The organism is Brevundimonas sp. BR2-1 (assembly GCF_037626195.1).
GTDB lineage: Bacteria > Pseudomonadota > Alphaproteobacteria > Caulobacterales > Caulobacteraceae > Brevundimonas.
Genome location: NZ_JARKMV010000001.1, coordinates 181,398 through 194,774, shown reverse-complemented (window position 1 = coordinate 194,774; position 13,377 = coordinate 181,398). Strand labels below are relative to the sequence as shown.

Annotated in this window: 13 protein-coding genes; 7 read left to right on the top strand and 6 right to left on the bottom strand. The window is 69.2% G+C overall.

Annotation, left to right across the window (positions count from 1 at the left end):
* Positions 1–122: 122 nt before the first annotated feature.
* The 5 genes from BrevBR_RS01010 (at position 123) to BrevBR_RS00990 (ending at position 4,513) form a co-directional block, all read left to right on the top strand.
* Positions 123–488 carry a single-stranded DNA-binding protein gene (locus tag BrevBR_RS01010; protein ID WP_292062232.1) on the top strand — a complete coding sequence of 122 codons (366 nt, stop codon included), beginning with the start codon at positions 123–125 and terminating at the stop codon, positions 486–488.
* Between the two features lie 34 nt (positions 489–522).
* Positions 523–942 (top strand): single-stranded DNA-binding protein, encoded by a 420-nt coding sequence (locus BrevBR_RS01005; RefSeq protein ID WP_292062230.1) that lies wholly within the window; start codon positions 523–525, stop codon positions 940–942.
* Positions 943–1,068: 126 nt separating this feature from the next.
* Positions 1,069–1,545, top strand: a complete 477-nt coding sequence (locus BrevBR_RS01000; RefSeq protein ID WP_292062229.1) for a GcrA family cell cycle regulator — start codon at positions 1,069–1,071, stop codon at positions 1,543–1,545.
* Positions 1,546–1,999: 454 nt separating this feature from the next.
* Positions 2,000–2,941: a DUF2493 domain-containing protein gene (locus BrevBR_RS00995; protein WP_292062228.1), complete on the top strand. Its 942-nt coding sequence runs from the start codon at positions 2,000–2,002 to the stop codon at positions 2,939–2,941.
* Between the two features lie 333 nt (positions 2,942–3,274).
* Positions 3,275–4,513 (top strand): DUF3363 domain-containing protein, encoded by a 1,239-nt coding sequence (locus BrevBR_RS00990; protein WP_292062226.1) that lies wholly within the window; start codon positions 3,275–3,277, stop codon positions 4,511–4,513.
* Between the two features lie 141 nt (positions 4,514–4,654).
* Here the strand turns inward: BrevBR_RS00990 and BrevBR_RS00985 are convergent, their stop codons facing one another.
* Genes BrevBR_RS00985 through dsbD form a run of 5 tightly spaced genes read right to left on the bottom strand, consistent with a single transcriptional unit; the run spans position 4,655 to position 10,081 of the window.
* Positions 4,655–5,179, bottom strand: a complete 525-nt coding sequence (locus BrevBR_RS00985; RefSeq protein WP_292062225.1) for a DsrE family protein — start codon at positions 5,177–5,179, stop codon at positions 4,655–4,657.
* Between the two features lie 32 nt (positions 5,180–5,211).
* The gene (locus BrevBR_RS00980) at positions 5,212–6,639 is read right to left on the bottom strand and encodes a bifunctional metallophosphatase/5'-nucleotidase (RefSeq protein ID WP_292062224.1); all 1,428 of its coding nucleotides are present in this window, start codon (positions 6,637–6,639) and stop codon (positions 5,212–5,214) included.
* A 3-nt stretch (positions 6,640–6,642) separates the two neighbouring features.
* The gene (locus BrevBR_RS00975; RefSeq protein WP_292062223.1) at positions 6,643–7,320 is read right to left on the bottom strand and encodes a DsbA family protein; all 678 of its coding nucleotides are present in this window, start codon (positions 7,318–7,320) and stop codon (positions 6,643–6,645) included.
* 23 nt (positions 7,321–7,343) lie between these two features.
* A complete protein-coding gene (locus BrevBR_RS00970) occupies positions 7,344–8,141 on the bottom strand; it encodes a TlpA disulfide reductase family protein (RefSeq protein ID WP_292062222.1) in 798 nt (265 codons plus the stop codon).
* Positions 8,138–10,081 (bottom strand): protein-disulfide reductase DsbD, encoded by a 1,944-nt coding sequence (dsbD, locus tag BrevBR_RS00965; RefSeq protein ID WP_292062220.1) that lies wholly within the window; start codon positions 10,079–10,081, stop codon positions 8,138–8,140. The genes BrevBR_RS00970 and dsbD overlap by 4 nt, the downstream gene beginning before the upstream one ends.
* A gap of 61 nt (positions 10,082–10,142) precedes the next feature.
* Between dsbD and BrevBR_RS00960 the strand changes: the two genes are divergently transcribed.
* Both BrevBR_RS00960 and BrevBR_RS00955 read left to right on the top strand, forming a co-directional pair.
* Positions 10,143–10,796 carry a response regulator gene (locus BrevBR_RS00960; protein ID WP_292062219.1) on the top strand — a complete coding sequence of 218 codons (654 nt, stop codon included), beginning with the start codon at positions 10,143–10,145 and terminating at the stop codon, positions 10,794–10,796.
* Positions 10,793–12,151 carry an ATP-binding protein gene (locus BrevBR_RS00955; RefSeq protein WP_292062215.1) on the top strand — a complete coding sequence of 453 codons (1,359 nt, stop codon included), beginning with the start codon at positions 10,793–10,795 and terminating at the stop codon, positions 12,149–12,151. Before BrevBR_RS00960 ends, BrevBR_RS00955 begins: the two co-directional genes overlap by 4 nt.
* 58 nt (positions 12,152–12,209) lie before the next feature.
* Here BrevBR_RS00955 and BrevBR_RS00950 read toward each other — a convergent pair whose 3' ends face one another.
* Positions 12,210–13,109 (bottom strand): MBL fold metallo-hydrolase, encoded by a 900-nt coding sequence (locus BrevBR_RS00950; protein ID WP_292062214.1) that lies wholly within the window; start codon positions 13,107–13,109, stop codon positions 12,210–12,212.
* Between the last annotated feature and the right edge of the window lie 268 nt (positions 13,110–13,377).

Sequence of the window (13,377 nt, the reverse complement as noted above, 5' to 3'; positions counted from 1 at the left end):
GACATGCGCCGGGCGGGGCGGAGGCCCCGTCCGGGCAGGAGAGGACGGAGGAAGGGAGGTCCCGGGTGAAGCGGCATTGGGGAGATCGGCTCCCCGGCGCTTCGGATCAACAGGAGACTGACATGCAGACCATGGTGTTCACCGGCCGGTTGGCGGCCGACCCCCAGATCAGCCCGGACTTCGCCAAGGCGGTGTTCCGGCTGCTCGAAAAGCGCGGCGTCGATGGCGCCGGCAAGGACCGGCTCGTCGGGGTCAACTGCGTCAGCTGGTCGAAGGGGCTGAACGAGAAGGTTATCGCCCGCGGACTTGCCCAAGGCTGCGAAGCCGTCGTCGTCGGCGCCTTCATCGACACGGCCTACGCCGCCAAGGACGGGACCGAACGCACCGCCAAGGAACTGGTGGTGAACCGGCTGACCGTCCTCGACTGGGCCGAGGCCCGCGACCCCGACACCGTCGACGCCCGCGAAACCGATCGCGCCGCCGCCTGATCCTCAACCGAATCCCATCTTCAGGAGACTGACCATGCAGACCCTCACCCTCGAAGGCTATCTGGCCGCCGACCCGTCCATCCTGTCGGCCCAGGGCTCGGGCAAGAAGCGCGCGAGCTTCCGCGTGCTGGAGACCACCCGCTTCCGGCGCGCCGACGGCACGCCGGGCGAGCGCACCACCGGCTTCAACTGCATCTGCTTCAACGAGGCCACGGCCGGGAAATATATCGAGGCCTTCGCCCGCAAGGGCAGCCGGGTCGTGATCCAGGGCCATGTCGAGAACGACACCTGGACCGGCAAGGACGGGGTCGAACACTACGATCTGCGTCTGATCGTCGGCGACATTCGTCTGAAGAACCGGCGCGACCGGCCGTCGGCGGACGACGGCGCCGCCGACCGGCAGGTGCAGGAGCCGGCGAGCGGATACGATCTGAACGACGACATCCCGTTCTGATCCGTCGGCGAAAGGCGGAACGGCCCGGCGCGCGAGCGTCGGGCCGTTTCTGTGTGGGGACCGGGAGGATGAAGCGAGGCCGGGCGCGGGCGAGCCGATTGGGCTCGCTGACACCGGAGTTCCGCCATGACCGCCTCCGCCTGGACCGACGACCGCGTCGGTCGTCTCAAGACCCTCTGGCTCGAAGGCCGTAGCGCCGCACAGATCGCGCGCGATCTGGATCACGGCCTCACAAGAAGCGCGGTCCTGGGCAAGGTCTATCGCCTGGGCCTGTCGGCCGCTCGGCCGCCGGCCTCAAGGTCCGCCGGCCTCGCCGCGCCCCCGGTCGCGCGTCGACCCTGGCCGGCCCGGCCCGCGCCGCCGCCGGGTCCGGCGTCGTGCCCACCGCGCCGGGTGGATGCGCCGTCTCATGGGACGGCGACCATCCTGTCCGTGCGTCGGCGCGATTGCCGCTGGCCCTACGGCGATCCCGGAGACCCCGGCTTCGCCCTGTGCGGCAGGCGGATCGCGAGGGGGGCCTTCTGCGCCGCGCATGCGGAGATCGGCTACCGTCCCGTCCGCCAGAGCGCCGAGAGTCTGATGGCCCTCGCGGGTCTGGACTGAGACGCCGCGTTGCTGAACTCCCCAGTCCGGCGCCATCACGGCGGCCTCGACACCCGAGGCCGCCGTTGGTCTGCTTTCGGCGCCCCCGCGAAGGCAGGGACGAGCTTCAAGAGCCGGGGACTCGTCCACGTGCGCGGCGGATGGGGTCCGCCGCCTTCCAGCACCCCGGTCCCGGATGGGCGACGGCGCGCCGTCGCCGGCAAGCGAACCGATGCGTCTTTGTCCGTATCGGCGCGTCGGCGCCGAGTTGTGTCCTCGCCCGAAGGCGGGCGAGGACTTGCCCCCACACAACGCCCTCCGATTTTGTCACAGCACCCCGGAAGTCAACGGCTGCGCCGTTCCCCTCCACGGACGGCCAAGCGGCCGCCCGCTCCGGTGACTGCCGGGGACCCCGCTGTGGCCAAAACCGGGGTCGTTGCGCATGGGGCGCTCGACAGTCTCAAGGAATGGTCCAATGACCCGCTTCAACACCTCATCCTCCGCCTTCACCCCGATCTCCGACTCCGCCCTGGGCAACCTGTCAGCCTCCATCGAGGAAGGCGGTCCGCTTCCGACGGAAGACGCCCTGGCCCAGCTCGGGCGCGCGCTCATGACCGAGCTTCTGGACGTGATCTCCGACACAGCCTTGGAGGACTTCCAGACGATCCTCGGAGAAGCCCTGATCGGCGCCTTCCATTCGGCCGCCGGGCGGATCGAACGCGACGCGGATAGGGCGCGCGATACGATGCGATCGCTCGACCGGGACTTCGACGGATCGGAAGCGGCCGACGTCGAACTGCAGGACGCCACGGCCAAAGCCCGGGCAGGCGATGCGGCGACGCAGGCCTGCGAACTGATCCGGGACGCGGCGTCGCAAACCTGGACGGTCGCGACCGGAGAGGTCTGGACGGCCTGGCGCGGCAGCCGGCGCGGCACGCATCTGACGGCCGCCCAGCTGGAGGCGAAACAGGCGATCCGGGCGATCCGCAACCGGCGTGCGGGGGAGGCGGATCCGGGCGGTCCGGTCATCGCCTTCAGAGGGGCTCCGACGGCGGATACCCCGGAAGACGCCGGGCGGATCTTCGACGCCCTGAACTGGGCGAAACAGGAGTGGCCCGACATGGCCCTGGCGACGACCGGGGCGAAGGGCTCCGAGAAGCTGGCGATCAAATGGGCCCAGCAGAAGGGGGTGAAGCTGATCCTCGCCCGGGCGGATTTCGACACCCACGGCAAGGCGGCTCCCTTCCGGGCGAACGACGAACTGATCGCGCTCGAGCCTGAGGTCTGCCTCACCCTGGTGCATTCGGTGGATCGGGCGCGGGCGGACCAGCGGCCGTTCGGACCGGCGCTCAACCTCGGACAGAAGGCAATGGAATCCGGGCTGCGGCATGTCCCCATCCGGGCGCGCGCGGCCTGATCGATCGAGACTGCCATCAACGACCCGCTCGGCTTCGGCCGGGCGGGTTTTTGTTTGTCGTCCGGGGCGTTCGAGCGATCGAAGACGACGCCCCAGGGACGACCAGGCGATGGACCGGCGATGCGATGATGAGGTTTGGTCCGACGTGCGAACGTATGACGGCGGTGTCCGGAAATCTGCGAAAAGGGGCTTAGGGCAAGATAAAAGAGGGTGTTGGGCGGTCCGGGTTTTTCGTAGTCTGTCAGCAGGTTAGCGGCGCGCTTGAGGGTGTTGGACGACTTGCGGTGAGTTGTCGGTCCTGGGCGGCGTCGGCGGCCTGGTGGGAGGCGTCGAATGCTGATCCGTGAAGCCATCCAGTCGCGTCTGTCGGCCGGCGCCGGTCAGGACCCGGAGGCGGTCCAGGTCCGACTTCCGCTGTCCCTCAAACCCGATCGGGTGAACGTCCGCACCGGGCTGTTGCGACGACTGGCCAGCTCGCGGGCGTTCGCGCTGGGGGATCGGTCAGGGGTGCTCAGGGCGGCGCAGGGACGCTCGGGCCGGGCCTTTCGTCTGGACGTTCGTCAGCGGGTCATCGTCAAGGCGCTGGTGTCCCGGCACATCGGCAAGGGCGCCGAGCGGGCGGCGGCCCTGGCGGCGCATGTGAGCTATCTCGGACGCTCGGGAGCCGGGGTCGAAGGCGCGCGGCCGGAGTTCTTCGACCGGGAGACGGACGATGTTCGGCCGGTGGTCGAGACCGGGGGCTGGAGCGAGGACCGGCACCATTTCCGCTTCATCATCTCGCCGGAGCACGGCGACCGGATCGGGGATCTGAAGGGCTATGCCCGCGAGGTCATGGGGCGGGTGTCGGCGGACCTGGGGGAGCCGAATCTGAAATGGGTGGCGACCTGCCATTACGACACCGACCAGCCGCACGCCCATGTGTTGGTGCGGGGTCGGCGAGGCGACGGGCGGGACCTGGTCATCCCGCGCGACTACATCGGCTACGGCTTCCGGGCGCGGGCGCAGGAGGTGGCGCAGGAGCGGCTCGGCGACCTGTCCCGGGTGGAGGCGGAACTGCGTATCTGGAAGGAGACCGGGGCGGACCGGTTCACCGGCTTCGACCGGCGGCTGCTGGCGGCGGCGGATGCGAACGGGACGGTCGAGGATGGCGTGGGCGTCAATGACGCCTGGGCGGCGCTGACCCGGGGGCGGCTGCGCCATCTGGAGGGGCTGGGTTTCGCGGTGAGGACGGGACGGCGTTACCAGCTCGACGGAGAGATGGAGACGAAGCTGCGGACGCTACAGGCGCGGCGCGACATTATCCGGACGCTGAACCAGCGACGGCTGGAGGGGGCGAGGGAGGTGCGGCCGCTCGGGACGGAGCGAGTGCGCGGGGTGGTGGTGAAGAGCGGGTTTCACGACGAGGCGGGTGCGGCGCCGTTCGTGGTGGTGAAGGATGCGGGCGGGGTCGAGCACTATGCGCGGGTGAGGGCGGGAGACGCCGCGAGGATGGGGAGCAGGATCGCGCTGGAGCCGATGGCGAACGGGTTGGCGCAGGTCGTGGCGGGACGGGGAGCGGACCTGGGTCGTTAGGGCGCTTTTTGACTCAAAGCAGTCGTCGGTTAGGACTGGTTTAGGGGTTGGACCGCGCGGTCTGGCTGGTCCCCTCTCCAACGGGCCGGCGCCAGGGCCAAGGAAGTCGCGTCATCACGGCCGTCGCGGGGGTGAGTCGGTTCAGTCCGCGATCAGCGCATAGCCCGCCTGTTGACGGTGGACCACGGTCATCAGGGCGGCGAGGTCGACGGTGACCCCGGGCGCGAGGTCCTCCTCGACCACTCGATTGCCGACCATGGCCTGACCGCAGATGCGAACTTCGACACCGGCGGCGATCAGGGCCCGGATCAAGGCGCTGTTGGGATTGGCCGTGCCCTTGCCCCGTGCGGCCCAGGCCGGGTCCGACAACACCGACAGGGTGGCCGCGCCGTGCACCACGACCACGACCTGGCGGTGGTCGGCGTCGACCCCGCCGGCGGCCAGCATGTTGATCAGACGCGCAACGCGATCGAGGCCCCGATTCGGGCCATCATCGGGGCCGCCCTGGGAGACGTCGAAAACCACCTTGTAGACCCGGTCGGGATCGGGCTGTTCGCCCGCTTCGGGCAGGGGCGTAAAGCCGCCGTATCCGGGAACGACCTGGGCGAAGGCGGGGGAGACGGTCACGGCCGCGGCAAAGGCGAGGGCGAGAAGCAGTGCTTTCATCGGGGGGCTCCGGGGCGAAGGAATATCGACTCTCAGACAATGAGAACGCTGGACGGCAGGTCGGTCTCGCCCGGCACATGATCGACGAACCATTGCTGGAGGGCGGAGACGCTATCGACGTCCAGGGTTCGCCGGTCCCGCCCATAGCGTCTGGGCACGCCTTGGCTGGTGACGAAGGCGACCGGGTAGTCAGCTTGCGGATCGACGGGGCGATCTCCGACCAGCAGCCGGTCGATGCGCGCGCCCTTCGGATTCTCAAGCTTGGCGAAGACGGTCAGGCCGCGGCATCGTTTGATGTAACCCCCCATCTGTTCAAACGGGTCCGCGGCGAAGGTGCGCTCCAGGTTGTCTTCCATCATGGCGATGAGCTCGCCGCCGGTGAGGGTGACGCGGGAGATGGACGGGTTCATGGGCACGATGTTGTAGAGGTCACCCAGGGTCACCGGTCCAGGCGCCACCGGCGCGCCGTATCGCCAGCCGTTGGAAAAGGCGATCTCCGTCCCCGCCGTCCCGGCCACCGCGGCCAGGAGCACATCGTCCATCGGCGCGCTGGCCATGGCGTAGCGATGCAGGGGGATGGCGGTGCGGCCGACCACGCGCGCCATGGCTTTGCGCTCGGGCGCCAGAGCCGCGCGGACGAGCGTTTCGAGGCTGGCGTCTGTGGGTCCGTCATCAACCGGGATCAGGTGGTGGCGGTTCAGCGAGACCCGTCCATCGGCGACGTCCAAGTCCAGCCGACCGACATAGGCTCCGTGACAACCCGACTGGATGATCAGGGTGTCGCCGACCCGCGCCGGCTCATGCAGCCGGTTGTGGGTATGGCCGCTGAGGATCACGTCGAGGCCCAGAAGCTCCGACGCCAGCTTGAGGTCCTGCGGGAGTCCCAGGTGGGACAGCAGGACCACGAGATCGACCTGCTCCCGCCGCAGGATCGCCAGCTGCTCGCGCGCCTGGGCCGCGCCCAGTTCGAAGCGCATGCCCTCCGAGAAGGCCGGCGGCATGGTCTTATCGACGATCGGACAGGCCAGGCCGATCACCCCGATCCGCAACCCGCCCCGCTCGAAGACCCGGCGGCCCTCAAACAGGAGATCGCCGGTGGCCTTGCGGAACACATTGGCAGCCAGCACGGGGTAGTCGAGCCGGCGCGCGAGGGCCTTGAAGTCCGCGGGTCCATAGGCGAACTCCCAGTGCGCCGTCATGGCGTCGATTTGGAGGGCGTTCATGATCGGGATCAGGGCCTCGCCCCGGCTGGCGACCGCCACCCGCGTGCCGTGGAAGGTGTCGCCGTTGTCGAGCGTCAGACACGGTCCTTCGGCGCGCGCCTCGGCGAACAGGCGGGCGATACGGGCGACCCCGCCGAGCCGCTCGAACCGCCAGCCACCGGCGGTCGGGACCAGTTCGGGGTGCGGCTCCAGATAGCCATGCAGATCGTTCAGCTGGAGCAGGGTCAGGCGGGCCATGGCTTACTGCGCCGGCTGGCCCGCGCGGATGCGCTGGACCAACGCCTTGAGCTGGCCGGGCGGAAGGGCGCCGGGGATTAGTTGCCCATTGATGCTGAAGGCGGGCGTGCCGCGCAGGGCCATGGCCGAGGCCTCGGCGCTGACCCGTTGCAGCACGGCGTCGATGTCGGCGGCGTGCTCGGTCAGGTCGCGTTCGAGCTGGGCCATGTCCACGCCTGCCGACAGCGCCAGGCGCTGAACGTCGGCCGCCCCGGCGATGGGCGTGGGCGATCCCATGAAGGCGTTGTGAACGGCCTCGTACTTGCCTTGGTACTGGGCGGCGATCGCCGTGCGCGAGGCCAGTTCGGACGCATCGCCGAAGATGGGCCATTCCTTGGTAAGGATCCGCACCTTGGGATCGCTCGCGACGAGAGCGGTCAGTTCGGGCTGCATCTGCTTACAGTACGGGCAGTTGTAGTCGACGAAGCTGATGATGGTGACGTCGGCTGCTTCCGAGCCGATGAACGGCACGCCTGGATCGCGCAGCAGGTCGTTGAACCCGGTTTGGACGATCAAGGGCATAGTCTGCGTCGTGCCGCCGCCGGCCGGCGGCGACGTCGTCGAATTATCGGCGTCGGCCGGTCCACAGGCCGCGAGCGCAAGAGCCGCGACGAACACGGGCGTGAGTTGGCGAAGGGTCATGGAAGTCTCCTGGGTGAAAGATTTCAGCGATCGAGGCGGCGGATTTCCGCGTCGATCTGTTCGGGCGCGATCTCGCCCATGTGCGCCTTGGCCAGGGAGCCGTCGGCGTGGAGGAACAGGGTCACCGGAATACCGGCCGTGCCGTAGTGGCGAGGAAGCGCCATGGCCTCGTCGAAGAGCACATGCTCCAGCTGCAAGTTCTCGGCGGCGAGGAAGCGGCGGACCGTATCGGGACCTTCGCCCTGATTGACGAACAGGAACCGAACGTCGGGGTGCGCCGCCTCGGCCTGCGCAAGGGCCGGCATCTCGCGGCGGCAGGGCGGGCACCAGGTAGCCCAGACGTTGATAACGGTGGGGCGATCAACGGGCTGCGCCATGTCGACCGGCGAGCCGGAGAGCGAGGCCAAGGTCAGGGGCGCGGGCGCCAAGGCGTCGGTCTGCGATGACAGCTGATAGGCCACATTCCAGACCATCGCCGCAGCGGCGACCGGCGCCACGGCCCAGACGATCAGGCGGCGGTCGCGCAGAAGCAGGACGGAGGCGAGGACCACCACCAGCAGCGTCCAGGGCCAGACAAATCCGCCTTGCCAGACCGCGAAGGCGCGCCAGGGATCGCCGCTGAAGAACTCCCAGTGGGCGATGACATGGGCCAATCGCGCGATAACCAGGCCCCCGACCACGACCGCCGTACTCCAGGCGTTGAACCGGGGGCTGACCCGGCTGGCCAGCCAGCCGGAGCCGATCATGAAGACGAGGACCCCGAGCAGGATGGCGAAGCGCTCGCCGGACAGGACCAGGGGGCCGAGCTCGATGGCGTTCATCCCGGGGCTCCCGCGCGGCCAAGGGATTCGATCACGTCGCGCGCGCCCATTTCCCCGACCAGGCGGCTTCGGTCCGGCTCGGTCGCCGTGGCGTCGAGGAAGATCATGGTGGGCGGGCCGACCACCGCGAAATCCTTGAGCAGGGCGCGGGTCTCCGGCGTGGTGCGTGTGACGTCGACCTCAATCAGCCGCGCGCCTGTCAGCGCGGCCTGGACGCCGGGATCGGCGAAGACGGTGCGGTCGATGACCTTGCAGCTGACGCACCAGTCGGCGGTGAAATAGACCAGCGACGGCGTCTGCGCCGCGCCAGCGGCCGCGACCGCTTGGGTGAGAGCGGCGGTGTCAGTCACCACGGTAGGCGCGGCGGCGTTCGTCGCAATCGCGCCGGCCCGTGCCGGTGATCCGAACACCCCCGTCAAGGGACGCCATGGGTCCTGGGCCCCGGATGCGGCGCCGACCAGCAGCAGAACGCTCCAGGCGGCGGCGGCCAGACCCCCGGCACGCGCGGCTCCGCCCCAAAGTCCGCTGCCGGCGGCCGGACGGAACAGACCCAGCAGCACCGCGATCAGCAGCATCAGCCCGGCGCCGAGCAGTAGACTGGCCTCGGCCGGCAGGACGCGCGACGATAGCCACCAGGCCGTGACGAGGAACAGGACCCCGAACGCCGCCTTGACCCGGTCCATCCAGGGCCCGGCGCGCGGCAGCACCTTCGACCCGAGGGCGCCGAAGGCGATCAGGGGCGCCCCTTTGCCCAGACCGAGTGCAAACAGGGCGGCGGCGCCGAGCAGGAGGTCTCCCGTCTGGGCGATATAGAGCAGGGCGCCGGCCAGGGGCGCGGTCACGCACGGCCCGACGATCAGGGCGGAGACAAAGCCCATCCCGGCCGCCGAGCCCAGCGAGCGGCGGCCCTGGACCTTGCCCGGGCCGGATAGACGGGAGGTCCATGACGAGGGCAGCTGCAGCTCGTAGAGCCCGAACATCGACAGGGCCAGGGCCACAAAGATCAGGCTGAGCGCGCCCACAGCCCAGGGTGACTGCAGCGCCATCTGGAGATTCTGCCCGGACCAGGCGGCCGCCACGCCCAGCAGAGCGAAGGCGACGGCGAGGCCCAGCACATAGGCCACCGACAGCTGGAAGCCCCGCCGCCCGCCGGGCGCATCGACGCCGCGACCGATCACGCCGGCCAGGATGGGGTACATGGGGAAGACGCACGGGGTGAAGGCAAGCAGGACGCCGAAGCCGAAGAAGGCCAGCAGCACCCACAGCACGCCGCCGCGGAGCGCCAGCCGCTCGACCATGCCGCCGCCGGACTGAAGCGCGATTCCGCTGGACGACGATCCGGCCGACGCCTGGGTGCTGCTCTTGCCGTCGGACGCGCTGAACGTCGCCGGGTCCGCTGGCGTCGAGGCCGATGCCTGGAGCGCCAGCGCGGAGGCGGCGACCGCGGTCTCCACGTCGGCCTCACGCGCCGCCAACGCCGTGTCGCCCGGAGCGGCCGCGGCCGCTTTCGGCAGAGCGACCGTCTCGGTCATGGGCGGGTAGCAGATCGAGTCCTCAAGACACCCCTGGTAGGTGATGTTGACGACGGTCGGCCCGCCTGCGGACTCGAGGTCGGCGGCGCTGAGCCGGGCTTCGCCGCGGCCGTGCCAGACCTCCACGTCGCCGAAAGCCGGGTCGGTCTTGGCCTCGCCCTCGGCCAGCGCCAGCGGCAAGGCGGTTTCGCCGCCCTCAAGGGTGGCCACCGTGTGCTTACGGTAGAGGTAGTGTCCGTCGGCGATGGTCCAGTCGAAGATGATGTCGCCGGCACCCGAGCGGCGGACCTCGAGCTGGAAGGCTTCCTCCGGCGGCATCGGCTGGGCCACCGCCGCGCCGGCCCAGACCGCGGTCAGGGCGAAGGTCGCCAGCAGCGCGGCGCGCAGGTAGAAGAACAGCTTGATCATGGCCGCTCCGTCGCCGGGCCACCTTAAGTCACGCTTAAGCCGAAAGGCGCACGCCGCCGCCATGCGATTGCTCGTCGTCGAAGATGATCCGGTGCTGAGGGACGGCCTGCAGGTGGGTTTGGCGGCCTGCGGCTGGACCGTGGACGTCGTCGGCCGGGTCGAGGACGCTTTGGCCGCGCTCGAGTCCTCGGCCTTCGACGCCGTTGTGCTGGACCTCGGGCTGCCGGATGGCGACGGGCTGGAGGTGCTGCGGCAGGTCCGCGCCCGCAACATGGACGTCGGCGTCCTCATCCTGTCGGCCCGCGATGCAGTGGTCGACCGCATCCAGGGTCTCGATTCCGGCGCCGACGACTATCTCGGCAAACCTTTCGATCTTGACGAGGTCAGCGCCCGCCTTCGCGCCATACGGCGACGCCTCCTCGGCCGGGCGACGCCGGCGCTGCGCCACGGTGACCTGCTCCTCGATCCCAAGGCGCGACTGGCGTGGCTGGGCGACCAGGACCTGCCCCTCTCGCGGCGCGAGTTCGCGGTCCTGGAGTTTCTGGTCGAGCGGCCGAACCAGGTCATCTCGCGCAGCCAGCTCGAGGAGCGCCTCTATGGCTGGCAGGAGGAGATCGGCAGCAACGCCGTGGAGGTGCACATCCACCACCTCAGGGCCAAGCTGGGGGCCGCGAGGATCCGCACCGTCAGAGGTCTGGGATACACCCTGTCATGAGGTCGATCCGCGTCCGCCTGTTTGTCATTCTGGCCCTGGTCACCGCCGTGGTGTGGGGAACCTCGGCCGTATGGATTCAGGTCCGGACACAGGCCGAAATCCATCGGGTTCTGGACCGAAGGCTGATGGAGTCCGCGCGCATGGTCTCCAGCCTGCTCGACCAGGGCGACTTGGCCGCTGGCGCAGGGGCGGCGCGAGTGGCCGCCGCCCCTGCGACAACAGCCGGCCCCGGCTACGAACGCCAGCTGTCGTGCCAGATCTGGTCGTTGCGGGGCGAGCTGGTCAGCCGCTCGGACGGGGCGCCACTCGAACGGCTGGCCGTCGCGGATGGTTTTTCCGAGCGGACCATCGGCGACGAACGCTGGCGCGTCTACACCGTCCACAATCGCCTGGCGGGGGTGCAGGTCATGGTCGGCGACCGGCTAGCCATGCGGGAGGGGATCGTCGGTTCAATCATCACAAGTCTGGCGGCACCGACCTTGGTCGGCTTGGCGGCCTTGGGTCTTCTGATCTGGTGGTCGGTCGGGCGGGGGCTGAGACCAATGCGCCAACTGGCCGACACGCTCGGAGCTCGCCGCGTTCAGGACCTGAGCCCCCTGACAACCCCCGGGGGCGTCGAAGAGCTACGGCCCATGCTCGACGCCCTCAATGGACTGATTGATCGACTGGCCGCGGCGCGGCGTCGCCAGGCCGAGTTCACCGCCGCCGCGGCCCACGAACTGCGCACCCCGCTGGCCGGCTTGCGCGTTCAGGCCCAGGTCGCCGCGAACGCGACCGATCCAGAGACACAGGCCCGAGCGCTCCAGCACATCGTCGCCTCCGTCGATCGTACTTCGTCGCTGGTCAGCCGACTTCTGGAAATGGCCCGCGCGGACGACGCGGCCGAGCCGGCGCTAGTAAGACGCTGGACGCCGCTCGCCCAGCTTGTCCGCACGGACATCATGGGCTGTCGGGTCCGGGTCGAAGTCAGCGAGGCGGCTTCCGCGATGGAACTCAACGTTGATCCGGATCGCGTCTCCGCCCTGTTCGGCAATGTGCTGTCCAACGCCTGCGCCCACGCCCGCAGCCTCGTCCGTATCGACCTGGATGACACCGGCCCCTCGCCAACCCTCACCATCGATGACGACGGCCCGGGCGTGCCTCAGGCCGACCTGACCAAGCTCGGCCGTCGGTTCTACCGCGGTCCAGACGCTAAGCCCGGGGGCAGCGGGCTGGGCCTTTCCATCGTCGAGGCGACGGCCACAGCGCATAGCTTGACCGTAGTCTATGGCCCATCGCCCCTCGGCGGATTGCGGGTGACGCTAGCGTTCGTTTCACCGGACACGATCCGAACCAAAACCGAAAATAAAGTCTGACCGCCCGCACAGGACTCTGTTCAATCCGCTGGCGTCCCCATGCCAAGCCCAAAGCTGATCAGGTACCGCTATCGGTTGGCTCGAACCGATTGGCCGGAATGCGGAAGAAGACGCGGCCGCTTGCCTCCGGCTCGGGCAGCCGGCCGCCGCGAATGTTCACCTGCAGGGCATAGAGCATCAGATTGGGGAGTGGCAGGGTGGCGTCGCGCCTCGCGCGCAGGGCGACGAAGTCGGCTTCGGATCGTTCTCCGCCGACGTGGATGTTGTCGGCCTTCTGCTCCGCCACCGTGCTGAAGCAAGCCGGGTCTCGGCCGCCAGGACCGTAGTCATGGCCGACGAAAACACCCGTGTCCTCCGGCAACGCGAGAATGCCTTCGATGCTTCGATATAGGGCGTGTGCGTCGCCGCCAGGGAAGTCCGCTCGCGACGTGCCCGCATCGGGCATCATCAGGGTGTCGTGGACGAAGGCGTTGGCCCCGATCACATAGGTTATGGAGGCCAGGGTGTGCCCTGGCGAGAACATCACGCGGCCCGGCAGGTCGCCGACCCGGAAGGTGTCGCCCGTCCTGAACAGCCGGTCCCACTGCCGGCCGTCGGTGGGGAAGTCGTCCGGCAGGCCATAGAGGTCTTTCCACAGCGCCTGGACCTCCGTCACCTTGTCGCCAATGGCAGTCGGCGCGCCCAGCCGCTCCTTCAGCCACGGCGCGGCCGAAAAGTGGTCGGCGTGAGGATGGGTGTCGAGGATCCATTCCACTTTGAGCGCCCGCTCCCGGACGAAGGCGAGGATGGCCTCCGCGTTGCCGGTCGAGGTCGCCGCGGCCTTCTCGTCGAAGTCCCAGACCGGATCGATGATCGCCGCCGCCTGCGTCGAGGGATCGATGACGACATACTGCCAGCTGCCGGTCTTCGCATCGTGGAAGGCGGCGATCTCGGCGCCGCCGTGGGTGTGGGTTTGCATCGTCTCGCTCCGGGGAGTTTGGAGGACGCGCGCCGTCCTCCTGCAGGAGTCATCATCGGAAGCAGTCAGCGGCGGACTGGTTCCGTGTGGGACTGGTCGAACGGTCGCTCGCGTCATGACGACTGCCCACGGCCGGCGGCTGGGCTACGGGCGCTCGCTTCTCGGTGGCCTCCGGGTCATCGTGCAGAGGGATGCGGTCTTTCCGCGGCGTCTGATGGCGCAATCCTGCACAGGGGCGTCCCTCGACGCGGTGTAATCGCCTCCTTCC

What these genes read in the sequence shown, in the direction of transcription:
- BrevBR_RS01010 (WP_292062232.1), top strand. Translation starts at nt 123, where the DNA reads ATGCAGACCATGGTGTTCACCGGCCGGTTGGCGGCCGACCCCCAGATC.
- BrevBR_RS01005 (WP_292062230.1), top strand. Translation starts at nt 523, where the DNA reads ATGCAGACCCTCACCCTCGAAGGCTATCTGGCCGCCGACCCGTCCATC.
- BrevBR_RS01000 (WP_292062229.1), top strand. Translation starts at nt 1,069, where the DNA reads ATGACCGCCTCCGCCTGGACCGACGACCGCGTCGGTCGTCTCAAGACC.
- BrevBR_RS00995 (WP_292062228.1), top strand. Translation starts at nt 2,000, where the DNA reads ATGACCCGCTTCAACACCTCATCCTCCGCCTTCACCCCGATCTCCGAC.
- BrevBR_RS00990 (WP_292062226.1), top strand. Translation starts at nt 3,275, where the DNA reads ATGCTGATCCGTGAAGCCATCCAGTCGCGTCTGTCGGCCGGCGCCGGT.
- BrevBR_RS00985 (WP_292062225.1), bottom strand. Translation starts at nt 5,179, where the DNA reads ATGAAAGCACTGCTTCTCGCCCTCGCCTTTGCCGCGGCCGTGACCGTC.
- BrevBR_RS00980 (WP_292062224.1), bottom strand. Translation starts at nt 6,639, where the DNA reads ATGGCCCGCCTGACCCTGCTCCAGCTGAACGATCTGCATGGCTATCTG.
- BrevBR_RS00975 (WP_292062223.1), bottom strand. Translation starts at nt 7,320, where the DNA reads ATGACCCTTCGCCAACTCACGCCCGTGTTCGTCGCGGCTCTTGCGCTC.
- BrevBR_RS00970 (WP_292062222.1), bottom strand. Translation starts at nt 8,141, where the DNA reads ATGAACGCCATCGAGCTCGGCCCCCTGGTCCTGTCCGGCGAGCGCTTC.
- dsbD (WP_292062220.1), bottom strand. Translation starts at nt 10,081, where the DNA reads ATGATCAAGCTGTTCTTCTACCTGCGCGCCGCGCTGCTGGCGACCTTC.
- BrevBR_RS00960 (WP_292062219.1), top strand. Translation starts at nt 10,143, where the DNA reads ATGCGATTGCTCGTCGTCGAAGATGATCCGGTGCTGAGGGACGGCCTG.
- BrevBR_RS00955 (WP_292062215.1), top strand. Translation starts at nt 10,793, where the DNA reads ATGAGGTCGATCCGCGTCCGCCTGTTTGTCATTCTGGCCCTGGTCACC.
- BrevBR_RS00950 (WP_292062214.1), bottom strand. Translation starts at nt 13,109, where the DNA reads ATGCAAACCCACACCCACGGCGGCGCCGAGATCGCCGCCTTCCACGAT.